Source organism: Chryseobacterium bernardetii (assembly GCF_003815975.1).
GTDB lineage: Bacteria > Bacteroidota > Bacteroidia > Flavobacteriales > Weeksellaceae > Chryseobacterium > Chryseobacterium bernardetii.
The window spans coordinates 4861360-4887099 of record NZ_CP033932.1 but is presented as its reverse complement, the minus strand read 5'-3'; the positions used below and the strand labels follow the sequence as shown (position 1 = coordinate 4887099).

Below are 25740 nucleotides of genomic sequence, written 5' to 3'. Positions count from 1 at the left end.
TGGATACAATTTATCTGTTACTCATCCTTTTCATTAGCGCCATGAAGGATCGCTCCGCCCTGTAAAGAGAGCTCTACTGCCTGATTGCTGTATATTCGCATTTTATCTTCGTAATCTGCAATGGCTGCAGAAATGCTGCTGTTATTTATGATGTTTTCTGTTAAAAGGGCTGCGTCTATAAAGGCAGTATTAGCCCCTACACCTCCTGCCGGGCTCATGGTATGTACAGCATCACCTAATGCGGTAATGTTTCCTGATGGCCAGGGCGCTTTAGGCAAAGAGGATCGTACAGGGGTAACGGAAAGTGATTTTTGATCGGAATACTCAAATAAAGCTTTAAGCTGAGGATGCCAATCGGCGGTAAGCTGGCGAATGATATGAAAAACTTCTTCTCCTGAATGATCATAAAAATCAGCCTGCGAAAGTCCAAAAGCCTCCGGATTTCCTATAAAAGCCCAATAGAAATAGTTAGAAACAGAACTTAAAATATCCCAGGAAGTATCTTTTTGAGAAAAACTGAAAACCATTGCATCTACGATCAGAGAATACTGGTTTTCTATAATAACGGATGTTCCTTTCTGTAGTTCCGGTGAAATTGCTTTTAAAGCCTCCGGGGAATAAAAAGTTCTTCCGTAAATCGTAATATTTCCGGTATTCACTTTCTGGTCTTTACAATATTCTTTTCCAATTCTGGAATGAACACCGTCAGCAGCAATAACCAGATCCGCAGTATAAGTTGTTCCATCCGCAAATGAAAGTTCAACTTCATCATTGTCGAGTTCTTTCCAATCCGTAAGCTCTTTTCCGAAATGGATATTTTTATTCAGTCCCTGTAATAAAATTTCACGAAGGGTGAGGCGGTTGGACTTCAGATCCGGGATCTCACTTACACCGTCACTCCATGATTCCACCAAATCATTTTGGGAAGACTGGAGATGGGTTGTTAATACATTCATTCCGCGGTAGCTTGCTGCACAGGTATTGATGAAAAGATTGTACAAATCATGGGTGAGGCATGCCTGCAATGCTTGTATTCCCGGTTCATTTACCCTGATCCTGTATCCCTGTGTGCGGATATTGGCGGCAGAGTCTTTTTCAAAGATGGTACAGTTTATTCCATTCTTTTTTAATCCCTGGGTCAGGCATAAACCCCCTAATCCGGCTCCTATAATGGCTATACGTTTGTTGGTGTGCTTTTGTATCATAATTTATAGCATCAGTCTGTTATGTTATGACTGATGGGGCAAAATTATAATGTACAGATCAGGGAGCTGATAGTTATTTAACGGTAATGATAGGATGAATCATGGTTTTTTTGCTCTGAACTCTAAAGCCGTTGTTCCAGTTCCCTTTTTAAAGAAACGTGAAAAATAAACATGATCTTCATATCCCAGTTCAAAAGCGATCTCTTTCACATTCATGGTTGTATAAAATAGTAAACGCCGTGCTTCCCAAAGAATTTTCTGCTGAATCCAGAAACTGGCAGGATAGCCTGTAACCTCTTTTACTGTTTCATTCAGATAAAGTGGAGTAATAGACAATAACTGAGCATATTGCTGTACCTGCTTGGTACTTTTAAAATAATCGGCAATAAGCTTTTTGAACTGCTTTGTAATGAGGTACTTCTGGCTATTGTTCTGAGGCGGCAATACCGGAGATTCTGAAATTCTCGAAACAATGATTCCAATAGTAGCATCGGCCAGGGAACGTTCTATGGAAAGGTGGTGTATCATTGTCTCTCTTTCCGTTTTTCCGAGCAGGATAAGGAGATCAAAAATCAGGTCATTTTCTTCAATACTGACAGCCTGATGGATCCATTGATGCATATCCAGAACTTCCCGGTACCATTCTGAAATACTTCCGGCTTCTGCAAATAAAAACCAGCCCTCATTATCTTTCTGGTGAATGGACTGATGTATCTGGCCGGGAGCTACAAAACATAGTGAGGCGCCTTTCATTTCAATAATTTTAAAGTCAACTTCCAGTGTGAAATCGCCTTTTTTCTGAAGAATAAACATATAATGGTCATCCCGGTGAATTTCGGCTTGTTTCTCATAGAAAACAGAGAGAGGCATCAGTCTTACTGTTGAATTTTCCAATTGATTGTGGTGGGAGGGGATCATCTTTTTCATCTGAAAGATCTTGAATAGGAATACGAAGATAGCCTTTCTGGAGAAAAGTGTATACAAAGAATAAAATATAATTATTTGACGCAAAGATATAGCGATTCAGGTGGTTTATTTTTAAGGAGGCTAAGATTGCGGTAAACTGCTGATGAAGCATGAGGATTATGCACATGCTTAGTAAGAATCAATTTCATTGAATCCTCTCTTTGCTCCCTTGAAATATTACGGGATAAATATGAAACCTTTGCGTTTATAAAATACCTTCAATTATTTCGAAGTTTTGTATTAAAATCTATGCAGATCTTAGTAATCTATGGTTAAAGAGATTACTTTTTTTCAGCCTTTAATTTATTTACTAAAGGATTGGCATACATCGCCAGGAAATATTCTTTAGAAACAGGATCAGACGGATCAATTCGCATTTCAAGTCTTCGGATAAACAATTGTTTTTCCTGTTCCGTATATTGAGAAGCATAGGTGTCTGTATTGTTGAGCAGATCGTAGGCTATATATTTTGTGGGCCAAAGCTTGTAATTCTTAATGATGGAATCATCAATCAACTGTACAATAGCCTGCAGCTGCTTGTTTTTATTCTCAATCGTAGCGGCAATATGATCCAATTCTGTATTAATAACATCACCGGCATGGATATGAATTCTTTTCTTTTGTCCTAAAATTCCGCTGAGAATTGTGGTGAAATCTTCATTTTTACCTTTAATATATTCCTCATCCCTGTGCTGTGCCAGCAGTTGAGGCATTTTTAGAGAATCTGTAGGATCATACTCATAGGAAATAGAAACAGGGACAATTTTTAAGTTTTTAAAATAATCCATCAGAGATTGTTCTCCGGCTGCCATGGCCAACATTTTTAAAACCCCTTGCTGGGTGGCATCATTCCCGTCTTTAGCACGGCCTTCACGCTGGGCAATCCATACCGAGCGGTTTTCATGAAGCAGTTGCTCCCTAATATACTCAGACATTGTCTGTGAGCTTGTAAGCTGCTCACGAAGCGGCAGGCCTCTTTGTACCAAAAAGTTCCGGTTCAGCTTAGCCAGAACGTTTAGGAAGTTTTTACGGACCAGATTATCCCCAATGGCAGAAGCGGTCATAATATACCCGCCTTCCAACAATACGAGATTAAGCAGTGAAGTATCCAGAACAATATCCCGGTGGTTTGAGATGAAAAGATAAGGGGTATTTTTATCCAGCTTTTCAAATCCGGAAGTAGTTAAGCCTTCAGAGCTTTTTGCAAGGATCTGACGAACGGCATATGCTACAAACTGATGCTGGAAATCACTTATGGAATGTACATTTTTAAACTGTTCAAGCCAAACCTGCTCATCCACACCGGGAAAAGTAAAGTTCATCAGTGCTTTCATCATCGGATCACGGGCTATGCTCTGTAATCTTTCATTCACTTCATGATCATGAAAATACCGGATTTCATCAAACTTCGACATGTTATGGTAAAAATTAAAACTTTTTTGCAAAAGAACGAAAATTTATCTGGGGATTGGTTATAAAGGTTGTTAAAGTATTATGAAGGGCGTAGGAGTTGGGGAATAATGAACGTTGAAGTATAAAAAGGCGAGATAAAAAAACGATCATCTTTATTAATGACCGTTTTCTCTTTTCATATTATGGGTAAATTTATTCCCAATTTGAACACTTTGTGATAAGCGCCAATACAATTCTGTTTATTCGCAAATTGCTTTTTAATATTTTCAAACGAAAATTCGTTCAGTAAAACAGATGAATTCGCTTCTTTTTTGCTTTCCTCATTTTCATCAAGATGTGGATATATAATCAGACAATCCATCATATTCTCTTCATCCCACAAAGGATTTTTACTTTTCACTGTATTAATAACTTTTTTGAGGCGTGCATATCCCGAAACCTGCCGGATATCTCTGTGAATATGATTTTTGATATACTTAAGTTTATATTTAGTATCAATCACCATTTCGAAACCTGGCTTAGTGATGAGAAAATCCAGATGATTTCCATAGGTTTTAAGCTGGTAATGAATATACTTTTCATCTTCAGGATTTGCTTTTACCAACTGATAATAAAAGTAGAGTTCAAACATCTTTGGCATATCAATCCAGAAAGGTGGAGTTTCTATCTTTTCCTGCATTGTTTTAGTAATATTATGAGAGAAACGCTTCAGTATAAGCTGGCCAATCCTGATTGCTTCTCCGTATTCATTGAAAAAGAGATTTTTCTTTATGTTTTTTAATTGATGTTCATTAATCTCAGTACCAATATGTTCAAAAGCCGGTCTGCAATAATTGAAAGTATTTTTAATTGATGTCAGATTTGAAGAAAATAATATTGGATTATTTCCAATATAACTGATTGCAAATTCCAGTACTTTCTTTAAAAAACGGTTTTCAAGATGGTCTTCTCCAAATACCTGAAATTCACAAAAAGTGGACGTTAATCTGTTTTTAAAAACATTTTTTTTTATATGCTGTCCAATTAATACTTTACCCTTTACTTTACTGTTTAGGTTTTCCTGAATTTTATAGTATGATTTCTTTAGGCCCTTTCTTACAATTGTTTTTAAATGCTGTAAAAACTGTATGATAAGAAATGGAGTTAAGCGGTCATTCTTCTGATCAATGGTAATAGGCTTAGCTTTCCAGTCGATCTGGATTATATCTCTTGAATATTGGGCTGTTTGCGGTAAGGCCATAATATCCAAAAGGATTTTAAGGTAATTGATCTCTTTGGGCTCTACCTTTTCCTTACTTTCAAACGCTTCCGGAGTTTTGGTAGAGTCTTCTTCCTCATTGAGACAGTTTCGGAAATACTGAGACAACCCCATATTAATTTTTGGCTCTACATAGATTGTTCTGCCGGTGTCACCTAGCCAGTCAATACCTACAAAGTAATCTGCCTTAATCTCACAATGATTTTCTTCTTTTATTACTGAAAAAGAAAAAGACTGATGGTTGAATTTTTTGCTCTCTAGCGTGTTAAATAAGGCAAAAGAGTCATCATCAACATGTAGCAGTTCATTCTGTATATTGGTGAAAGATTCTCCTGCTGCTATGCGTTTTATCAGAAAGCTTTTGTGTTCTGAAAGTAGAATTCCCATTAATTATTCATTTTCAGGGTATGAATATAGTCTTTGATATCCTTGCCGTCATAATTTCCGATAAGAACCCCGTCTTTAACATATTCCAGAAGAATAGGAACAACCTCATAATTCATCTTCATTCTGAAAATTTCATCCCGGTTCTGGTGATTGATTGGGTCTTGCTTTGGCGCAATGAAATAGCTATGGCCTAACTGAACATCTTTTGCTTCAAACTCACCACTTACATTTCCATTTTTGAATAACTGAGACACTTTTTCAAAGCCTTCGGAATTAAAATGAATAGTATTATCATGCTCTAGAGATTCAGGCAAGACATCAATAAAAGCAAAACGTCTTCGTATGGCATAATCAATATGGCCTACGCTGCGGTCTGCCGTATTCATAGTACCAATAATATAAAGATTGAGAGGGAGAATGAGATCTCTATTACCTTCTACTTCATATACACTTTCCACTGCTTTTCCTCTGTATTCAAGGGCATATATTAACTCACCCAGTACAGATGACAGATTGGCACGGTTGATTTCATCAATTACCAGAACGTAGTTTTGTGGCTGAGATAGTGGCTGATCAGGAGTATGAAAAGGTTTATCCTGTAGAAAAGTTTTGAATTTTTCCACTAACGGGAAATAATAAGCTGTTCTGTGATAAACAGTTTTTGCCAGATCATCGTATTTTTTTGTTTCCTCTCTTTTAGTGATATTATACTTATATAATTTTTTTATCTCACTGAACTTTAGGCGATCTCCTGTCCATCCTTCACTGGAAATATGAAAAGAGCTCTCCCCGATATGGGTTAGAAATAGCTTATTAGTAAGTCTTATTTTATGATCATTTGCAATTAGCTCTTCTTCTATAGAGGTTTTGAAATCTTCAAATACTTCATCAAGCCATGCCGTATGAGAAGAACCATTGCTATGTTGAGAATCTTCACATGCTTTTTTGATAAAATCACCCAGTACTTTATTTTCAGCTTCGTAGATAATTCCGTTTCCTTCTTCATCCGGCTTGGCTACTATTCCTCTTACAAAATCTTCATAAGTATAGCTAGGGTGGAACTGAATCAGTTTGAACTGCGGATGATCTTTTAATTCCTGGGTTGTATGTAATCCCAGTAATTGAACAGCCAGTTCTTTGGCCTGCCTTGTTTTTCCTGTGCCCGGAGGACCTTGCAGGATAATTTGTTTTTTGTATTCTAAAATCTGAATCTGGTGATCCAGTTTATTTTCACTCATATCATTTTGTTCTGTAGGTGATGCTGTATTTTGTTCCTGAAAATAATCGTAAACCTGCCACGGAAGGGTTACAATTTCAAAACCATCCTGGTTGAGTTTTTCCTTAAAGATCTGAAGAATGTTGTAGCTGTCCTGAAACCAATCATAGGTAAGTTCCAATTCGAAATCATCAACATGGGTATTCAGTAAATAAACCAATTGTCCTAATTTATCCTGATTTACTACAGTACATAACAGCTGAGGCTGTAAACTTGCAATAAGCCTGTTGGTAGCAGCTTTTTTATTATTGTCTGTACATTTTCGGATTAATTCTTTGATCTGATAATATGTATCAAATAAAGGCTGCTCCTGGTTTAATGCAATTTTCTGTAATAGTATAGAAAGTTCCGGCCAGTTTTGCTTAATGAGATTTCTTTCTGCATTGGTAAAATATCCTTGTTTCAAAGATGAAACACATTGATCTGCAGAACGCATAAAAAACTCATAAAAGAGCTCTTTATCCCAATCTTCCCAATTTTTTCCTGTACCGGCTTCCTGAATAAACTGTGGTACATAGTGGATGTAGCTTTTTTGCCATTCATCCCAAATCTCTAACTTGTTAATTAATTCTGTAAACGTCATATTGGTTTTTAGTTTCTGACAGCCATATCATAAATGATCTGTTAGCTAGTAACAGAGCCTTTATTGGCTTAAATTATTCTTAAGTAAATGCTGAATATCTTTTATACCATCATATAAAGAGATGAACTGGTATTTTCATGATTATTTTGTTTATAGAATACAATGATAGTAAAAATCTTTAGCTCCCGCTTACGGGAAAACGTAAATTTTCTTTAAAATCACTAAAAATATTGCTCAGAAATAATTTCAGCCCCTTTCAAAGCCCCTTCAGCCCCTTCAACAAGCCTCTGAAGGGACTTTATGAACGGTCTCCACCCCCTTTGAGAAGGGGCTTTACCCCCTTGGGTAAGGGGGTAGAGGGGGTTGGTTAAGGGGCTCCGGGTGCTTATATAAGGGGGTGGAGACCGTTATCAAAGGGGGGAGAGACCGTTGCTATACTACCTGGAGGGTTTAGTAAAGGAGGTAAGAGGATTAAAATACTATTATAAGAATCATGTGCACTATCCACCTGGCTTCATCAGTGGCGCAGCCACCATTCCTTTGCTCCCTAATCATAAATTCTGATCAATAAGGTCTTTTCGTTTTAAAAATATCCTACTTCTTCAGATACAATGGCTTATTATTTTGTTTTAAACGCAAAGTCGCAAAGTTTTAAATATTGATCTTTTTTTAAGTCGCAAGAAAATCAAAGATTTTCAGCAAGTGAGTGTATTAGGATATAAAAATTTTATCGGAGATAAAATCCTTGCGCCTTAAAAAACGTCATTATAATTAAGGACTTGCGCCTTTGCGATTTCCAACCAAAATATAGTAAACAGGTGAGAACAGAAAAAGCACGCTTTCAGGTGCTCTCAAAAAAAGTGTTTATTCTTACTGATTATTATTTGAAGTGGGTGGAGGGGTTTCAGTTTGTCCTGAAGTCTGTCCCGCTACAAAAAACTGTTTCATCCCTTCGTAAATCACATTGGTACCAGGTACATTTTCTTCAGAAAGGTATCTGACGCTTCGGTAGAAACTGATGGCATTGTGATAATTATCATGATCCAGCAATACTTTGGTGTCAGAAAGCTGTTCTACCAGTGAATCTAATAGCTGTAAGCGCTGTTCTATCTGTTCTCTTGCGATATAATCTCTGTCGAATTCTGCTTTATCAAGGAATCCCGGAACATACTGAGCATTTTGTTCCATATAGGTTTTGGCTTTATTCACGAAGAGTTTGTTTTGTTCTGCAATTCTTCCGTATTGCTGTCTCTGGTCCGGGGTGAGGTTGATGGTTTTGCCTGTAAGGACGGTCTGGATGTCCTGAATTGCTTTGTCAATGGTTTGTAAATCGCTTTCTGAAAAGCTTACACTAATTAAATTGTCTAGTGCCATAATATTGTGTTTTTTTGATTGTTTGTAGAATCAAAGATAGGGAGTGTAGGGGTTATAAAATCAACACTGTGTGAATTTTTTGGTGGGTGTTCATCAGATCATGAAAACAGGATAATGAGATTTGTTTTTTCTGCCTTTTTGAAGTAAAAAAGATGGTATAAAAAAGAAAATAGTGAAAGAGGAGAGGAGAGCGGTTTCAGGGCAGAAACCTGAAGAACAGATATTGTAATTTATACTGTTTTAGAAAGGTGTTTTTTCTAAATATTTTTCTATATTTAAACCTCATAAATGTTGATTTATCATGGAACACAAAATACATCAGGGCCGCAATGTAAAACGATTCAGGGAAATGCTGGGCATTAAGCAGGAAGCACTGGCTCTTGACCTTGGGGACGACTGGAACCAGAAGAAAGTCTCTCTGCTGGAACAGAAAGAAATTATTGAAGACCCTTTACTGAAAAGAATTTCTGAAGTATTGAAAATTCCGGTGGAAGCGTTTCAGAATTTTGATGAGGAGCAGGCGGTGAATATTATTTCTAATACTTTTACTGATTTCAAAGAAGGAGCTTCAGCAATTAACATACATCCTGTTTTTAATCCGGTAGAAGCTATTCTGAAAATGCATGAAGAAAAGATGGAACTTTATGAAAGAATGCTGAAGGAGAAGGATGAGATGATGGGGAGGCTGGAGAGGTTGATTGAAAAGAGATAATTTAAGATATAAAAAGGTTCAGCACACGCTGAACCTTTTTTGTAATACTTATAAAAATGTGATTAGTGAGCAGTAATATTCTCTAGAAAATTTATTATTGGGACTTGATTAATTTCTTTTGTTCCTAAGTTAGGCTGAAGTACTTCTTTCCAATATAAATTAGCATTGTATGGTTTACCATCTGTTTTTGGATATTCTTTATATCTCAGATTTTGAGGTATGTTTTCACATTGGTGAAAGGGTTCAAAAGTTGGAATATTTACTTGAAATAAGCCACATATATAATTTTGTTTTTCATAATCTGATTTAATTTGTTGGTAAATCGCCTTTTGAATTCCTGATTCAAATTGTATTAAATTATTTTCATCACATTCCTTCATTTCTGCTGAATCCGTATCACATATTACATGATACTTAATATTAAATTGTGAAAATATTTTCTGAAAAAAAGGAATATTATTAACAGTACCACAATTAACAACAAAAATGTCTTTATCAGTTTGTATCTCATTAAAGTAGCCTCTTAAAATAATTTCTTCTGTAAGCCCTTCTATTAAAATAACTTCATCCGCATAAAAAGATTCACAAATAAAAGGGTTAAATCTTAATACCTCATTCATTTCTTGTTTTAATTGCTCTTTTGTTTTTAAGTTTTTAGATTCCTTTAAAAACTCATCGTTAATCTGAAATAATTTAGTTCCTTCAGCGTCTTTAACCATTCTAACTAATGAGGATTTTTCTTTTGTAATATCAATCATTTGTGGTGAATGTGAAGCACAAAGTATTTGATATGGAGAGTCTGCCTCACTAACTTTATAGATTAATGTGCGGAGTTGCTTCATTAATTTTGGATGTAAAAATAATTCAGGTTCCTCAAACAAAACAATATAATCTTTTCTATTGTCTATTCTTTCAAATTCCTCAGCAACATCTTTCATTAACAATAAAGAGAAAATTGCGGATCGAACTGCTCCATGTCCTATTCGATCATGACTTGTAGGTATAGTTTCATCTTTTTCACCTCCAGAATCATTATGTTCAAAGTGAATTCCAAAACTTTTTCCTATAGAATTCTCTGTCCACTTAGTTTTATCTTTTTCACTTAGCTCAATTTTGGAGTTAGGAAAAAGCGATTGGAAATATTTATTAACTTCTTCTTTGTAAGCTTTAATCGAAGTCGGATTGTAGAGTTTATCCTGTAACTCTTGAATTTTTAATTGTGCCTCTTTAAGTTCTTGGTGGTCTTTATCTTCTAATTTTGTATTTGCTTTTTGTTTTAGAATCTCATTAATAATTGCTTCTCCTTCTGCTTCAGTTGGCATAGCTTTTATGAATATAGGTTTTGGCAATGCGGCTTGGAAAACACTATCAAGACCAATACCTCCATAGTTTTTAACTTCCCATTCTAAAGTATTATAGTTCCAAGTTAAATTCTCTGTTTTTTCAAAAGTTATTTTTGCACCATCTTTAGGTTTGAAAATTCTCTTTATTTTAAGATGATTTTTTTCATTCAACCATTTCTTTAATCCTTCTTTTTTATTTTTTATGGCTTCTTTTTTAAAATCATATTCATCAAGTTCGAATACCATTTCAAATTCAATTATGTTATTAGGATCCATCCTGTAAATATCTTCATATGTTGGGCTAGTATTATTATGAAAAAATTCATATGCTTTTAAAAAACTAGACTTTCCAACATTATTTTGTCCGAGAAGAAATATTGTATTTGAATTATTAAATTCAATTGTATTTCTTTCAATTCCACCTGAAATTCTTCTAAAATTATTTACTCCAAAAGAAATTATTTTCATAATGATTTTTTTTCAAATATATTTCAGACTATTTATTATACCTTACGGGATTCCATAATTACAATAACTATTATAATTTGATAAAATAGAACTATTTCCAGTGTTTTCATAAAATAAACCTTCTAATCTTTTTAGAAGGTTTTTAAAATATATATATAAAAGAAAACAATTACTACTTCAATACCTTTACAAAAATCCCTAGAGTTTTAAAATCAATCGTTTCCTCATCTCTAAGAATGATAGGCTCAAAATTAGAATCGTAGGATTGAGGTAGCAATACTATTTCTTCATGATGCCACCCTTCTTCATCAGTGATTTTTTTGCTGGAATACTCTTTAATAGTGTAATTACTTCCAAATTCTAAGTCAGTAATGTTTCTTCCTTCAACTAGAGTGATTAAGCCATTACGAGAACCTCCGCTATATTTTTTGAACAAACAAATACTCCCATTAGGAATGATTTTGTTCATAGATTCACCTATAACAGTGCATGCAAAATAATCATCTCTATTTTCTAGACTATCCAGTTCTATATATTTTACATTCTCTAATTCCTGCAATTCAGAAAAAGAGCCTGCCGCAATATTTAGATCGTAGAAAGGAATTGAGTTTTCCGTAGGAGTATTGGAAAATTTTATTAATTTCTCCTCAGTATAAGAAGGATTAAAAGTTGGAACAAACTGCTGGAGAAAGCGTCTCAAATTTTCATTACATACATAAATGTAAGTACCTTCTATACCTCTTAACAATATTGTTTTGTAAATATTAATGATGAAATCTAGTAATTCTTCTTCGTTTTGAATTGAGTTTTTACCATTTTTATCTCTGTACTTTTGTTTATCAACAGTTAGTTTTTTAGATGTAAAATCATAGTCCAATTCAGGGCCTATAATGACTCCTGTATAATTCAAATCATAACCTTGTGTGGTATGAATGCACCCTACCTCATTGATAGAATTAGGTGAATTTACCCAATCTACAGAAATACTGTTCCATTTTAACTGATTTTCACCAATAACAATATCATAAGCTTCAGTGTTTTTATTTGAAACCCATTCCCAGGCATATCCTGCTACCATTCTGGATAAACCATAAAGTTCGTTTTTCTCTTTTATTTTATTAATCATTTCAGATAAATCATCAAAAAGATAGAATTCGTAATCTTTTGTTTTATAGGGGTGTAAGGAAAGCGTAGAAGGTGCATCAAAAATTTTATGAATTAACTTTATATAATTATTTCCACCACGTACCCGAAGCTGAGTTTTTAATTTCTCAACACGCGTTGAAGGGGCCAATTCTAATTTTTTAAAACTTTCTTTAAGAGTATCTGAAGGTTTTATAGATTGATACTGATCATAGAAAATAATAGATTTAGTACTTTGCAGTATAACCCAATCCAATTCCGATGCGGTAAATTTATCTAAACCTAGCTTTTCACAGTTACGATCGAATGTTCCAAAGTATGAACCTAAATTTACTCTCCTTCTTAAGCGATGCCCTTCGTCAACGATGATAAGGTCATATTTATTTTGTGCTAAATCTGAAGGTCCTATTACCATCTTTTGTGATAATCCGTTTACATTCTTAAAAACATTAGAAATCGTTTTTCTGAATGATGCCATTGGAATAACCAATGCCATATTCAAATCTGTGTATTTCTCTTTTACTCTTTTTAATAAGAGGAAAAGGTCTTCATCATCTTCATCAAAATCAGCATAGTTGAAATCCTCTAAATTTGTTTTCAATAGTTTAAATAAAAAAATTGCTAAAATAGATTTACCAGTTCCGGCTCCTCCATGAATAAGACTAACTTTAGCATTTTCATCCAACAAACAGTTTAGAATCATTTTCAATCCCTTGATTTGTTCTTTGGAGAGAGATTTATAAGGAGAATATTTGAAAAGATCTGAGTTATTGATAAAATCCAGAGAGTGTCGGGATATACCTAGCTGTCTCAGTTCATCCCAGATATCCTTGAATAAATTCCAATATACTTTCTTTTCATGATATTGATGATTGGAAACACCAAGATTACCGTTTTGCAATGTGTACTGCCCGTCAGCAGAAATGTATTTTATAAGATTTGATTCTAAATCTAAAGTTGCGGATTTGTGAAATAAATTGCTTAATATAAGATTTACTGATGAAAGATGTTTCTTTTCATCTGACTTTAAATGGGTATTTATTCTCGTTAATACATCTGTAGTTTCTCCTATATAAGCTGCTTTAGTTTTTTTATTTTTCAAAAAATAAACTATTGGCCAGGATAAGTAGTCTTTGTGATTGTTATTTATTTTTGTTTCTATGAGGTGATCAAAATCGTATTCCTCTGTAATTGTAAAATTCTTCATTTCTTGTACTACAAATCATCGTACTTATTTGATTTTCCTTTTGCTTTTTCTACAGGATATTTTTCGTTATTTCTCTGTAATTTCTTTAAAATAATGCTATTGATATCTATATTATTTTTATTTGCAAGGAGTAAACCATACATAAATACATCTGCTAATTCTTCTTCTAATTTATCTTGATCAAAATCTTCGTTTTCCTTCCATAAGAATATTTCTAACAGCTCAGAAGCTTCAATAGATAAAGCGACTGCTAAATCTTTTGAATTATGAAACTGTTCCCAGTCTCTGTCATCACGAAATTTTATAAGCTTTTCTATTGTACTTTTATCTATCATGGTATTATTTACTAAAGCGAATTTAATTCAACTTTAAAAATAGTAAAAACTTTGGCATAATTATGTTGAAAATATCAGTTTATTATGGAAATTTTGAATATAAATGTTGAAAATATTTTTTAAAACATGTATATGAAAATAAACTATGAATTTAAATCCAAAGCAATAGTCTTGGGCTATCTCCTTAATCTTCATATCACAAAAATAAAAGGAATTACATCATCATTCTTTAAACCAATATTCTGTCAACCTCTGTTCTCCGGATTTTAATAAAATACCCTGTTCAACAGCCCATTTCAGGTCTCTGCTTGCGGTGGGAGCAGAAATGCTTCTGAAGTTCTGCATATAGTCTTTCCTGCTGAATTTTTTTTGTTTTACTTTCTCTTTAAATAAGAAAATTCTGTCTTCTGTATACAATGTTTTATTTTGAGATTGAAGAAGTTCCTGTAAAGATTCGAGAATAATACCGAGCATAAATTCTATAAAAGGAGTAGAATTGCCTGCGTTATCAGATTCTGATAATGTATGATAGTATTCGGCCTGTTTTTGTTTGATGAGAGCTTCTACGGGCAGATATTCAAATACAGGATATTGCTGCATCAGAATTAAAGTCTGCCACAGTCTGCCCATTCTTCCATTGCCATCTGTAAAAGGATGTATAAATTCAAACTCATAGTGGAAGACACAGCTTTTAATTAAAATCAGGTCTTTGTCTTTTTTCAGATAAGCAAAAAGGTCTTTCATCAATCCTTTTACCATGGAGCCTCCCGGTGCTATATGTTCTACTTTCGAACCCTTAATGATTCCTACATTAGTGGTTCTTAACTTACCGGGATAAGCAACCAGTCCTTTCATCAGAATAGAATGCGCTTTTTCTAAGTCTTTTAAGTGATAAGGATTCAGCTTATTGATTTCTTCATATACCTGTATCGCATTCTGAACTTCAAGAATATCTTTTTGGGGAGCTATAACTCTTTTATTTTCCAGTAATGCAGTTATCTGCTCTTCAGTAATAGTATTTCCTTCAATTTCCAGGGAAGACTGAATGGTTTTGATCCTGTTCTTTTTCCTTAATTCAGTGACAGGTTTATACAGATGTGAAGCATTGATTTCTCCTATTTTTTCAGAAATAGAAGCCACTAAAAATAAAATGGTGTCTGTAATGGTATAGGGAGGTTTCATATCCTTGATAATATCATATGATACTATCAAAGATAGAGATTTATATTAAAAATAGAGTGATTTACTAAAATAAACTATGTATTTAAGTCCACAGCCACAGTCTGCGTTCTCCTACACATCCACCTCTTCAATCTCCACACGGGCAAATACACAAACACCACAGACAACACTCCAGCCAATATGCCCACAACAACAGCCATTGCCGTAGCATCCAGTTTATAATCCTTAGAGAAATTATATTGCCCTAAAAAAAGCATCGCTAATACCAGAGAACAGGTGATTACGCCATATAGAATACTCAGCTTGGTCATTAACTTTTTAATATTCAACTGTTCATCTACGGTAAACTCAATGGCGCCTTGCCCGGCGGCATCGGTTACTCTTTTGATGATATCTATGGTGAGGACAACGGGGAGAAACAGGGCCATGGGTAGGGTAAGACGGGCCAGATTCTGTTCGCCGGAGAAAAAATGGGTGTAGCCTAATTCTTTGAAGCTGGCATAGGCAATGATGAAATTGAAAAATACATTCGGGAGGACATAGTAAATCGTCCGCTTGATGAGAAAGCGTTTAAGGGTAGTTTTCTTGAGCTTTTTAGGCGGCTTCGGCTTAAATTTAAATTTCATACGGAGGTGGTCATGAGCGCTATGGCTTTCTCTTTTATTTTGGCTGCTTCCGCTTTGGGCAGGAAGTCTTCGTTGGACAAAAATATAAAATCCATCTGATGGTTGTAGGTACTTGTTGTCAGCGTATTTGAGTTCAGCCACGGGAAAGCAACTGTAGGACTGAAAATGGTTTCAATGCTGAAGTTTTTGTACGTATTCGGGATATTGAGCCTTCCCATATTGGATAAAGTTACATCATGACCGCCATTGCTGGTTTTAAGCATGGAGATCATGCGGTCAACAACCGGGTGCATCTGTTCACCCATCCACAGGAGTTCGCGGGCTTCCATTTTACCAATTTTCTGAGTAAGGTCTTCCTTGATGTGTCTGGCATTGGTCAACAGGTCGGAGTTTCCTTTTTTAATAGCAAGGTCAACCGTTGGAGCAAAGGCAAATAAATGATCGTCTTTGATCTCCGGAATAAAATGACGCACATCTACCGGACTGATCACTTTCCCTTTGGCTTCTTTTCCTTTCACTTCCCGGAATGCCTGCATGAAGGCAGAACACAATAAAGCATGTACGGAAATGCCATTGGCTTTACATCTTTCAGTGATTTGGGAAGTTGTGGCCTTATCCAGCTTTTGGTGAAGAACATAGTCTTTTCCAAGGTTTCTCTTTTGGCTTTTCTGTTGCAGCATAAAGAAGAACCTGGCAAAGGCCAGATAAAGTCTGGCTTTGAATTTCTTAGTTTTTACATTAAAATGGGAAGGGAGAAATTCATCTACTGAAGAGAAAGGCTCATAAGGTTCTAATTCCAAAGAAGGATCATCTAAAAGCTGGAGAAGTTCCCGCATTAAGGTCACTCCGGTGGTTCCGTCTGAAATGCAGTGAGGCATTACCCAGAAGATTTCCGAAATATCTTTTCCTCTTACCCAGACTACACGGGCTAGGGGCAGTTTCTCTTCCTCAAACAGTACCTTCCATTCTTTTTGAGATTCTGTAAGCCAGTCTTCATCCGTTTTTCTTTCTACAATACGGAATGGGATAGGAGCAATATCCTTTTCTTCTTTAAAAAAAGGATATTTTTCACTTCTGGTATCTATTACCATCCTAAGCATAGGGTGTTTCTGCTGGATCTTTCCCAGAGCAATTCTGAAGTTCTGCTCCTGAAGTTCTCCTTTTATCTGGGCTGCAAATACACAGTTTACAGGGGTTTCCGGATCTACATACATGATCCTTTCCACCATCATTAGTTTTCTTTTGATCATGATACAGTAATATATTCCAGTTGTAACTTAATAATCTTCATGATCTCATCACGGATGGCCATGGCATCGGTATACGGCAAGTAACCTTCACTTCCCACAAAGGAGAAATCCATTTTCCCACGGTAGGTAGAAACCACTAATGTTGTGGTATTGCCCAATGGGCCAATCACAGACGGGCTGAAAATAGTATCTACCGTAAATTCTTTATATTTATGAGGGATCTGAATGCGTCCCAGATTGGAAAACATACAGTCATTGGAAGATTTTCCGTTCTTTAGAAGCTTTGTGAAATTATTCAGGGCATCATGTCCGGATTCCATTACCATCATTGTAATATAAGGATTCAGTTTGGAGGTCTTGCGTTCTACTGAGGCCTGCATAGAGCGTACATTTTCCAGGAAGCTCAGCTTTTCATTGGCAGAAACTACGATCATCAGCCCAAAGGCAAAAATATGATCTGCCTTGATCTGCGTAGCAAAACGCCTGATGTCTACCGGGCAGGATACTTTATTGAAAGCTCCGTTTCCTTTTACTTTTTTGAAGGCCTGAAGCAATGCCGCGCTTAAAAAGGTATTCACTGTAACTCCATTGGATTTGCAGTAAGAAATCAGTTGCTGGCTTATGTTTTCATCTATTTTCCAATGAAGCAGATAATCACTATGGCGCTCAACAGATTTTTTTCCTACAGGAATATATTTAATGGCTGTAGCGGCCAGTTTTCCGATGAATTTTGCTTTAAGTTTCTGCTTACGGCTGTTTAAAATATCTGCCGGAACTACATCCTCAATACCCAGAATAGGGTTTTCTATTCCGATATCTGCTGTCGGATTATCCAGCACCTTTAAAAATTCATAGAGAAAAGCCATTGCAGAACCACCATCGCATAAACAATGGTGGAACGCAAAAAGCATGTCAGAAACGTCTTCCCCCTTGATCCAGACAAACCGGATAAGAGGTAATTTTTTAGGATCGAATAAGGTATTCCACTCCCTTCTGGATTCTTCCTGCCACTGGTCTTCTCCTTTCCTGGCAATAATTCTTACCGGGATGGAGATCGGGTTTTCAGGAACATCAAACCATGGGATATTTTTATCATCATGCGCAATAAGCGCTCTTAACCACGGGTGTTTTTTTTGGATACGAGCCAGAGCGTGCTGGATATCCTTCAATGTAAAGGTACCTCTGAGCCTGAAAGGGATCACTGCATTGAACGGTTCTGTGCCGTCTCCCAGCAGCATTCGTTCACCAAATAACAATCTTCTTTTTATAGGTTGGTTCATAGGCTATACGGAGGCTAATGTGGAATGTTCTTTTACAAAGTTTTCTAACAGTTCTACTGCTTTATCATTACCTCCGGCAAGATGGAAAGTATTTTGAACTTCCTTCGCAGCCGCCCTGTATTTAGGATTTTCCAGTAATTCAAAAACAGTTTCCCGGAGGGCATCTACGCGTAATCTTTTGTACCGGATACTGATTCCGCAGCCTGCCTGTTCAATTAATTTCGCAATATGGAAATGATCGTAAGCAATAGGCGTGATCAACATCGGTAATCCGTTACGGAAAGTATCATTCACCGTATTGAAACCACCGTGGCAAATTACCATATCCATTCTCTGCATCACCGCAGATTGGGGCACGAAGCTGTTCACAATAAAGTTCTCCGGCCATTCTTCGAAAATTTCCGGTGGAGTAGCGGCAACAATGGTAACCGGCTGGTCTTTGAATGCAGCAATAATCTTTTCAAAGAAGGCTTTTCTGATGTCTACCAATAAAGTTCCCAGGGATACGAAGATCTTTGGAGTGGTAGAAGCATTCAGTTTATCCCAGTCAAAAGGAGCATCGTTGGGACGGCCTTTTACCGGGCCTACAAATTTCATATGAGGCGGTACGGTATCAAAACCTGCAAAAGCCTGTGAAGTAAAGACCATATTCAGTTTATGCGAATGGATGTAAATTCCCTCCTCATGAATTCCTACTTCTTTTTGCAGGTCTTTGATCAGGTTTTGCTGCCATTCCCAGATTTTAGGAGCACTTTTTTCAGTATCTCCCATCACATCCGGTGGAACGGGTGTTGTGGTTACACAAGGAATATTATGTTTATGAGCGAAAAGTGCCCCACCAAAAGTGATACAGTCGTTCACAATCACATCAGGCATCCAGCTTTCTGTTAACCTTGTTAATCCCGGCATCATCATTTTGGCGAAAGGAACATATGTTTCTTCCAATGCCAGTTTCATCACTTCAGGTCCTGAACAAGCCGGGCCGTCATCCTGTCTTTTTAAAATGCGGGCGATTTCGTCCTGATAAGGAATAAGGTCTTCTTCCGGATAGAAATAAGAACCACCTTCCGGAATATGTTTGCTGTCTAAAGGCGTAATACCGAACCATTTTACTTCATGGCCACGGGCAATAAGACTTGCTCCTACACTTAGCGTAGGACTCACATGTCCAAAAAATGGCGGAACAACGAATAAAAATTTAGACGGTTTTTCCGGTTTTGAAGCCTTTGTAATGGCTTCTTCCAATAAATTAGCTGCTGTAGATGCTCCTCCTGCTTCCATAAAAGATTGTCCTACTTTTTGAGCCGCCTCACGGTAGCCCGGGTTAGTTAAAATTTGCTGTACTGCCTCTCTCAGGTGATTGGCTTTAAATCTGTTGAAATTAAGCCTTTCGCCTGCTTCTGTACGCACTACACGTCCTGCAACGTGCGACTGGTCATATGCAATAGGAATCACTACCAAAGGAATTCCGTTGGATAAGGTTTCAGAAACGGTATTGTGACCGCCATGGCAAACCACACCATCAAGATGAGGTAAAAGATCCAGTTGAGGAACCTGCTGATAGACCATAAAATTATCCGGCCACTGCTCAAAAAGCTGCGGATCTGATACCACTACAACGGTTAAATCTTCCTCTTTAAAAGCATCTACTACTTTTTGGAAGAATGCTTTTTTATGATCGTGATCGAAAGTGGTTCCGATACTTACTAAAATCTTTTTATTGGTGGCATTTTTCAATCTGTCCCAATCGAATTCACATGAGATACGTCTTTCAGTAAGAACCGGACCTGTGAATTTGTACTGAGAAGGAAGATCTTCCATGTCACCAAAGAAATAGGTTGAAGTTAAAACAAGCGTCAACAAATCTGAAGTCGCCAGTGAACGCTCTTCATGGAAGCCTAGCTCTTTCTGTAAATCGATGATCTGATTCACTTCCCATTCGTGAACTTTAGGCAGCTCATTCATGATTTTAATGGCAGCCGGAGCGGTAACGGAAGTTGCACAAGGAATTCCTAATGCTTTGGCAGCTATCGGAGCCGCAAATAACTGGTGATCACCAATGATCAAATCAGGTTGATATGTCTTTAATAAAGCCACAATTCCATTATAGCAATGTCTGTTTAGTGGAATAAGAACTTCTTCGTAAAGGAACTTCACGCTGTCGATTCCGTAGACTACTTTTTTGGAAATAATATCGAGATATTGTTCGCTTTCTTTTTTTTCTTCGTCGGTCTGATCGTACTGGATCAGTAATAATTTTCCGCCCTCCGGAAGTTTAGCCTCTAAAGTAGGGTCAAGGCTGATCCATGCTACTTCATGCCCTCTTTCCAACAGCGTAGCACCGATGCTTAGGGTAGGATTCACATGTCCTGTCAAGGGGGGAACTATAAATGCAAATTTAGCCATGGTTCTTCGTTAAGATATTAGATAAAAACTGAGCGATCGTCTCTGCGATGAGCTGAGGTTCCTGGATGGGAATATTGTGATCGCCGGAAATCAATTCAAGTTCGGATGAACCGATTTGAGACTGCAGCCATTCTCCTGTAGGTCTGCAGTTGGAATCAGCACCGTAAAGCAATAAAGTGGAAGCTTTCAGTTGATTGAAATCCGCTTCCCCAAGGAAATGTTTTTCCTTAATCATATCTGCTTTGATGCTGGTTTGATTAAACAGAAACTCATACATACGATGATTCTTTTCCATTTGTCTTTTGCCCATCTGGACTTTGGTGGTATCTGTAAAATTGGCTACATAATGTTCAAGGAATTCCTTGCTGTATTCATCAATGATGTTACGGGCTCTTTCGTCCTGCGGATCCGGAGCTTCCATCACCACCAGTTGATTAATGCGTTCAGGATATGTTAATGCTGTTTTCAAAGCAATAAGACCGCCGAAGCTATAGCCTACAAGATGTACTTTTTCCAGTTGAAGGTGATCTATTAAACCCATCAGATCGGATGACATGTTATCAAGGTCGTATCCATCCAAAAAGCGTTCACTCATACCGTGACTTTTCAGATCGTACATCACCACATGGAAATGTTTTGCCAGAATGGGGGCAATATTAAAATAATAAATGGACAGGTTACTGAACATCCCGTGAATTAAGACCACGGTTTGTCCGGCACCTTTGTTGAGTTCCTGTATATGAACTTGTCTGTTATTGACAGTGATTATTGGCATTCGTAGATATAATTGATGATCATACTAAGGTCAAGATTAATAAGCTGGTCAAGATCCATAGAAGATAACCAACCTGTAAAGTCGATCTGATCGCCAAAATGCGCTTTGATCTTTTCAGAGAAAGAAACAATCTCAATGCTGTCCATTTCAAGATCTTTGGTGAATGAACTTTCCGGAGTAATGTCCATCTCCTCTACAAATTCAGCCCCTATCACTTCAGTAATAAAACCTTTTAATAAAGTAAAAAGTTCTTCGTGGTTCATTTTTAATGTTGCGTTTACAGTGTCCATCCGATAATATAATTTTTATGTTTAACAGTTTTGATTTCAGTATTGTTGATCCACAGGTGATCGTCTTTTATTTGTTCTACTTCGAAGGCTTTTGGATTCCCTTTCAGTCCGGTTCCTAAGAACTTTCCGTAAGCTTCCTTCGCTACCCAGAAACGGGTGGTCCATTCTGCCTGATCTCTGCCTTTTAATAAGGCTAATTCATGGTCTGTAAATACCAGGTCATAGAATCCTTCGCTGCGTTCTTCCATGAGTTCCATATCGATTCCTACAGATTTTCCGTATCTCGCAATACCCACTGCTTCTTTGCCTTTGTGAGCGAGTGAAATATGAATGTTTTCTGTAAAATCACTGATGAGGTAAGGTTTCCCCACTTCATCGGAACGGATCTCAAAGGTGATCGGGAAGCAGGCGTGATTTTTTTCCTTGCGGAGAAGATTTCTAACGGCATCCTTCACTGCCACACGGCTTACCATCCAGTTTTTCTTCTTGTTTGGTAATAATTGCTGGTGATGCTGTTTTTCCGTCTGGTTGAAATATCTTTTCAGGATAAAATCCCATGAAGCTACTCTGGTATACGCCTGGTGGAAGAAGAATACTTCCGGAGCAATCTCTTCAGAAAGGCGGTTATGCAGTGGCGACATGGAGACATTCCACAATGCGGCGTCAATTTCCAGTCTTCTGTTCTGCCAGCCGGTGATGGCGCACCATACTTTTCCGTCTCTTTTCAGGATGATGTCTGCGATGGCAAATTCATCATTCAATTCAGTAAGCATACAGGTGCATTCAAAAATGCCTTCCTGATCGTGCATATCACCAAAGAATTCAATGTCTCTGATCTTCACCGGGAAGGCGATACGGTCTTTCACCAACGTAAGCTGTAACCAAAGCCCGAATAACTGTCCGGCATTATCTAGTAGAGATCCTTTTCCTCCATTTCCTTTGATCTTTCCTATGATTCCTTTGGTTCCAACCGCTGAAACTTCAGTAATTCCCTGGTATTTTTCTCCATGGAACATATGCATGTCGTAGATTTCCTCAGGAGTTCTTTCAATCGGTAAAAGATCACCAATGGAAAGATTGAAGGTTGGAGTAGGAACAGGACCTGATTTTAAAGTGACTTCTGCATTAGCAAAGTTCTCAATATCCAGATACGCATGGTTTTCACCACGCCATTGTCCTTTCACAGTTTTCTCAAAAGGCTGCGCTACGTTCATCCATTGGAATACACTTACATTCATGATTTTATGAACCTGTGTTCCCGGGATCTCCGCTTCTGCAATTTCTGCCAGCTGCTCAAAGATCATGGTCATCGGGATTACCGGTTCCATATCTGCTACATGAGCCCATCCTTTAGGCTGTCTCAACAGGCTGTGGTCGATCAGGTAAGGATGACTTTCAAGTGTTACATACAGGTCTTTTGAGAAGGTTGTGCTTCTTGGTGCTTTTGGAGCTGCCTGTTGTACTACAGGAGCCGGACGTGGAATCGTGATTTCCGGACGGTTCTGGAATAAAGTAAGAACTTCTTCCTGCATACGGATCATATCAGCCACGTTGTCCTGGAATGCTTGTACCAACGGATGACCACTTTTGGCAGTCATGGCTGAAGCTGAAGCAGTATATTGTTTTGGTGTTTCAAAGGCTTGAGCTAAGGCTTTTACTTCTTTAAAATTTCTGATAATAGGTGAGCCTAATTCCAGTTTAATGCCTTTTCCTGATGTTTTTTTTGAGGGCTGCTGAACTTCTAAGAAATCAAGAGCAATGGTTTTCCCTTCTACAAATAATGAAGCGACAACACGCTGCAGCTGTGCCAATGCAGAACGGGTAGGAACACTGGAAGGAATGGTGCTGAATGCTTTTCCTTTCAACGTATCATCAATAAATCCGATCAGGCCGCCGGTACCCACCTGAATGAACACTCTGGCACCTTCTTCATATAATTTATCTGTCAATTCACGGAAACGGACAGGTTCAACCAAATGCTCAGCACTCAGTTTTCTGATCGCTGCCTGATCTGCGGGATATGGTTCTAAAGTCGTAGCAGACCATAACGGGATCTTCGTTTTCTGGAACTGTGCTTTTTCCATTCCGGCAAGGATCACATCCAGTTTATCAGCGATAAATGGAGAATGGAATCCGGACTGGAACGGCAGTACCTGATGGAAGATCTGTTTTGATTTTAATTGCGGAACCAATTCATCCAATGCAGCGTTGCTCCCGCAAAGAATGACCTGGTTAGGGCAATTGTCATTGGAAATATACAGGTCTGAAATTTCAGCAATAAAAGGCTGTACGACATCAATTCCGGCTCCGATGGCAATGAATTTAGAATCTTTTAATTCAAAAGTTTCAGGATTCAATACATCAATTAAGGCTTTTACAGAATTGGCTTCTGCCAGTTCAGAGGAATATCCTGCCAGCCATTCTCCTAAACTGTGTCCTGCATTCATGTCCGGGATGATGCCCAGTTTTTTCAATGAATTGTCAAGGATGCTGCAGTTATTGAAGATATTTAAAGCATCGGTTAAAAGTCCTTCGCCTTCAGTTTCTATAGGCGCTGTTAATCCGAAATAACGGCTGACGCTGTCTACTTCACCTTTTGCCAGGCCATCCAATCCTGGGAATACGAAGGCTACTTTACCACCATCTTTTAATAATGGGGTAGACGTATACCAGATATCCTGTTTGTTTTTCCAGATCAGGTTTTTAGAAACAATTTTAATCGCTTTTTCTATTCTTGCAGGCGTAGGATCAAATATGGCTACTCTGAAGTCTCCTTCTCCTAAAGTAGTATCATTATTTTCTAATGCAGACAATAATTCTGCATGTGTTGGCCTTGCCAGCAGTAAAACCTTGTCTTTTTTCGGCATATCATAGCCTTCAAGAACAACGTGTGCATTGATACCTCCAAACCCGAAAGCATTAACGGCTGCTACTTTTGGCAGTCCTGTTTTTGACCAGTTTTTGGCTTCCTGTACAGGCTCAAATCTTGTGTTAAGCATTTCTGCTGTTGGATTTTCACAATACAATGTTGGTGGTAAAGTGTCGTGGTGCAAAGCAAGACAGGTTTTAATCAATCCTGCGATTCCGGCAGCCGGCATGGCATGTCCGATATTGGATTTCACAGAACCGATTCCAGCAACTGGAGCAGCTTCTTCTTTCCCAAAGAACTGAGCTAAGGTCTGAAGTTCTGTTTTATCTCCAAGCGGAGTTCCGGTGCCGTGGGCTTCAAGATACCCCACTTTATTTTTATCTAGGTCAGCATTGATCCAGGCTTGTTCTAAAGCCTTCAGCTGGCCTTTTACGGATGGGCTCATCACGCTGGTTCCGTTACCGTCACTGCTTACACCTACCCCTTTAATCACAGCATAGATTTTATCCTGATCACGAACAGCATCTTCCAGTCGTTTTAACACAACGAAGCCACAGCCTTCCCCAATCAGCAATCCGTCAGCATCCTTACTGAACGGCTTGATCTGTTCCTGGCGTGACATGGCGCCTAACTGGGCAAAAATACTCCAGAAAGCAGCGTTTTGCCCTGTGTGAACACCTCCGGCGATCATCATATCGGAACGTCCTCTCTGAAGTTCCTGTACAGCATGATCTACAGCTATTAAAGCACTGGCACAAGCGGCATCAACGGTAAAAGCAACGCCTCCAAGATCAAAACGGTTGGCTACCAGTGAAGCTACCAGGTTAGGAATTAATCCCATGGCAGTATCGGCAGCAAAACGTCCTTTGCGTTCCTGGAAAGCATGTTTTACTTTTTCAATATCAGCAGAAGATACCTGAGGGAGAAGTTCCTGCAATAATGAGGAAATCTGTTCTCCGGTTCTTACAATTTCAATGGCACGGGTAGCTCCCGGCCCGGTATAGTTTCCTTTCCCGATGATGATTCCTGCTTTTTCAAGGGAAATATTCTTTTGAAATACTCCGGCATCCTCTAAAGCTTTCTGAACTAAATCAAGGGTCAGTAAATGATCAGGTTCTGTTCCTTCCACGGCAAGGGGTAAAATCCCAAAAGTGGTAGGGTTAAACTCATAATCAGGAATAAACCCGCCCCGTTTACAATAGAAACGGTCGACAGGGTTGGTGGCATCGCTAAAATGCACCGGATCTATCCTATCTGCCGGAGCGGATTGGGTAGAGTCTACTTTGTTGACAATATTCTGCCAAAAAGTATGGGCATCCTGCGCCCCGGGAAAGACGCAGGATAGACCAACTACAGCAACATCTGTTTTTTTCATGTTTAGTGTATACAGAG

18 protein-coding genes are annotated in these 25740 nt (G+C 37.7%); 1 reads left to right on the top strand and 17 read right to left on the bottom strand.

Annotated elements, in window-relative coordinates; genetic code table 11:
- Window positions 1-17: 17 nt before the first annotated feature.
- The 6 genes from EG339_RS22175 to EG339_RS22150 all read right to left on the bottom strand — a co-directional run bounded on the left by EG339_RS22175 (window position 18) and on the right by EG339_RS22150 (window position 8462).
- Window positions 18-1205: an FAD-dependent oxidoreductase gene (locus EG339_RS22175; protein ID WP_123872189.1), complete on the bottom strand. Its 1188-nt coding sequence runs from the start codon at window positions 1203-1205 to the stop codon at window positions 18-20.
- Window positions 1206-1304: 99 nt separating this feature from the next.
- Complete coding sequence (locus EG339_RS22170) at window positions 1305-2132, bottom strand: helix-turn-helix domain-containing protein (RefSeq protein ID WP_123872188.1); 828 nt, start codon at window positions 2130-2132, stop codon at window positions 1305-1307.
- Between the two features lie 320 nt (window positions 2133-2452).
- Window positions 2453-3586: a 1-acyl-sn-glycerol-3-phosphate acyltransferase gene (locus EG339_RS22165; RefSeq protein ID WP_123872187.1), complete on the bottom strand. Its 1134-nt coding sequence runs from the start codon at window positions 3584-3586 to the stop codon at window positions 2453-2455.
- Between the two features lie 173 nt (window positions 3587-3759).
- Window positions 3760-5229, bottom strand: coding sequence for a 5-methylcytosine restriction system specificity protein McrC (locus tag EG339_RS22160; protein ID WP_123872186.1), 1470 nt, complete (start codon window positions 5227-5229; stop codon window positions 3760-3762).
- The gene (locus EG339_RS22155; RefSeq protein WP_123872185.1) at window positions 5229-7088 is read right to left on the bottom strand and encodes an McrB family protein; all 1860 of its coding nucleotides are present in this window, start codon (window positions 7086-7088) and stop codon (window positions 5229-5231) included. The genes EG339_RS22160 and EG339_RS22155 overlap by 1 nt, the downstream gene beginning before the upstream one ends.
- A gap of 870 nt (window positions 7089-7958) precedes the next feature.
- On the bottom strand, window positions 7959-8462 hold the full coding sequence (locus tag EG339_RS22150) for a hypothetical protein (protein ID WP_123872184.1): 504 nt from the start codon (window positions 8460-8462) through the stop codon (window positions 7959-7961).
- A gap of 301 nt (window positions 8463-8763) precedes the next feature.
- On the opposite strand from EG339_RS22150, the gene EG339_RS22145 reads away from it, so the two are divergent.
- Window positions 8764-9174 carry a helix-turn-helix domain-containing protein gene (locus EG339_RS22145; RefSeq protein WP_123872183.1) on the top strand — a complete coding sequence of 137 codons (411 nt, stop codon included), beginning with the start codon at window positions 8764-8766 and terminating at the stop codon, window positions 9172-9174.
- Window positions 9175-9236: 62 nt separating this feature from the next.
- Here EG339_RS22145 and EG339_RS22140 read toward each other — a convergent pair whose 3' ends face one another.
- From EG339_RS22140 to EG339_RS22090, 11 genes are all read right to left on the bottom strand, one after another.
- Window positions 9237-10985 (bottom strand): ATP-dependent nuclease, encoded by a 1749-nt coding sequence (locus tag EG339_RS22140; protein WP_123872182.1) that lies wholly within the window; start codon window positions 10983-10985, stop codon window positions 9237-9239.
- A gap of 172 nt (window positions 10986-11157) precedes the next feature.
- Window positions 11158-13335 carry a DNA/RNA helicase domain-containing protein gene (locus EG339_RS22135; RefSeq protein ID WP_123872181.1) on the bottom strand — a complete coding sequence of 726 codons (2178 nt, stop codon included), beginning with the start codon at window positions 13333-13335 and terminating at the stop codon, window positions 11158-11160.
- Between the two features lie 8 nt (window positions 13336-13343).
- Window positions 13344-13670: a nucleotide pyrophosphohydrolase gene (locus EG339_RS22130; protein ID WP_123872180.1), complete on the bottom strand. Its 327-nt coding sequence runs from the start codon at window positions 13668-13670 to the stop codon at window positions 13344-13346.
- A 222-nt stretch (window positions 13671-13892) separates the two neighbouring features.
- Entirely contained in the window at window positions 13893-14852 is a 960-nt protein-coding gene (locus tag EG339_RS22125; protein ID WP_185147685.1) for a Fic family protein, read from the bottom strand.
- A 74-nt stretch (window positions 14853-14926) separates the two neighbouring features.
- Window positions 14927-15478 (bottom strand): hypothetical protein, encoded by a 552-nt coding sequence (locus EG339_RS22120; protein ID WP_123872178.1) that lies wholly within the window; start codon window positions 15476-15478, stop codon window positions 14927-14929.
- The gene (locus tag EG339_RS22115) at window positions 15475-16728 is read right to left on the bottom strand and encodes a condensation domain-containing protein (RefSeq protein WP_123872177.1); all 1254 of its coding nucleotides are present in this window, start codon (window positions 16726-16728) and stop codon (window positions 15475-15477) included. Before EG339_RS22115 ends, EG339_RS22120 begins: the two co-directional genes overlap by 4 nt.
- Entirely contained in the window at window positions 16725-18008 is a 1284-nt protein-coding gene (locus EG339_RS22110) for a condensation domain-containing protein (protein WP_123872176.1), read from the bottom strand. Before EG339_RS22110 ends, EG339_RS22115 begins: the two co-directional genes overlap by 4 nt.
- A gap of 3 nt (window positions 18009-18011) precedes the next feature.
- Window positions 18012-20414, bottom strand: a complete 2403-nt coding sequence (locus EG339_RS22105) for a glycosyltransferase (protein ID WP_123872175.1) — start codon at window positions 20412-20414, stop codon at window positions 18012-18014.
- A complete protein-coding gene (locus EG339_RS22100; RefSeq protein ID WP_123872174.1) occupies window positions 20407-21189 on the bottom strand; it encodes an alpha/beta fold hydrolase in 783 nt (260 codons plus the stop codon). The genes EG339_RS22105 and EG339_RS22100 overlap by 8 nt, the downstream gene beginning before the upstream one ends.
- Window positions 21180-21479 (bottom strand): acyl carrier protein, encoded by a 300-nt coding sequence (locus tag EG339_RS22095; RefSeq protein WP_002977699.1) that lies wholly within the window; start codon window positions 21477-21479, stop codon window positions 21180-21182. Before EG339_RS22095 ends, EG339_RS22100 begins: the two co-directional genes overlap by 10 nt.
- The gene (locus EG339_RS22090; protein ID WP_123872173.1) at window positions 21467-25723 is read right to left on the bottom strand and encodes a type I polyketide synthase; all 4257 of its coding nucleotides are present in this window, start codon (window positions 25721-25723) and stop codon (window positions 21467-21469) included. Before EG339_RS22090 ends, EG339_RS22095 begins: the two co-directional genes overlap by 13 nt.
- Window positions 25724-25740: the final 17 nt, after the last annotated feature.

Bases quoted from the DNA above. Each gene is read 5' to 3' on its own strand.
- EG339_RS22115 (WP_123872177.1), bottom strand. From the start codon at position 16,728: ATGATCAAAAGAAAACTAATGATGGTGGAAAGGATCATGTATGTAGAT.
- EG339_RS22125 (WP_185147685.1), bottom strand. From the start codon at position 14,852: ATGAAACCTCCCTATACCATTACAGACACCATTTTATTTTTAGTGGCT.
- EG339_RS22150 (WP_123872184.1), bottom strand. From the start codon at position 8,462: ATGGCACTAGACAATTTAATTAGTGTAAGCTTTTCAGAAAGCGATTTA.
- EG339_RS22130 (WP_123872180.1), bottom strand. From the start codon at position 13,670: ATGATAGATAAAAGTACAATAGAAAAGCTTATAAAATTTCGTGATGAC.
- EG339_RS22105 (WP_123872175.1), bottom strand. From the start codon at position 20,414: ATGGCTAAATTTGCATTTATAGTTCCCCCCTTGACAGGACATGTGAAT.
- EG339_RS22140 (WP_123872182.1), bottom strand. From the start codon at position 10,985: ATGAAAATAATTTCTTTTGGAGTAAATAATTTTAGAAGAATTTCAGGT.
- EG339_RS22095 (WP_002977699.1), bottom strand. From the start codon at position 21,479: ATGGACACTGTAAACGCAACATTAAAAATGAACCACGAAGAACTTTTT.
- EG339_RS22175 (WP_123872189.1), bottom strand. From the start codon at position 1,205: ATGATACAAAAGCACACCAACAAACGTATAGCCATTATAGGAGCCGGA.
- EG339_RS22170 (WP_123872188.1), bottom strand. From the start codon at position 2,132: ATGAAAAAGATGATCCCCTCCCACCACAATCAATTGGAAAATTCAACA.
- EG339_RS22135 (WP_123872181.1), bottom strand. From the start codon at position 13,335: ATGAAGAATTTTACAATTACAGAGGAATACGATTTTGATCACCTCATA.
- EG339_RS22090 (WP_123872173.1), bottom strand. From the start codon at position 25,723: ATGAAAAAAACAGATGTTGCTGTAGTTGGTCTATCCTGCGTCTTTCCC.
- EG339_RS22160 (WP_123872186.1), bottom strand. From the start codon at position 5,229: ATGGGAATTCTACTTTCAGAACACAAAAGCTTTCTGATAAAACGCATA.
- EG339_RS22165 (WP_123872187.1), bottom strand. From the start codon at position 3,586: ATGTCGAAGTTTGATGAAATCCGGTATTTTCATGATCATGAAGTGAAT.
- EG339_RS22145 (WP_123872183.1), top strand. From the start codon at position 8,764: ATGGAACACAAAATACATCAGGGCCGCAATGTAAAACGATTCAGGGAA.
- EG339_RS22110 (WP_123872176.1), bottom strand. From the start codon at position 18,008: ATGAACCAACCTATAAAAAGAAGATTGTTATTTGGTGAACGAATGCTG.
- EG339_RS22120 (WP_123872178.1), bottom strand. From the start codon at position 15,478: ATGAAATTTAAATTTAAGCCGAAGCCGCCTAAAAAGCTCAAGAAAACT.
- EG339_RS22155 (WP_123872185.1), bottom strand. From the start codon at position 7,088: ATGACGTTTACAGAATTAATTAACAAGTTAGAGATTTGGGATGAATGG.
- EG339_RS22100 (WP_123872174.1), bottom strand. From the start codon at position 21,189: ATGCCAATAATCACTGTCAATAACAGACAAGTTCATATACAGGAACTC.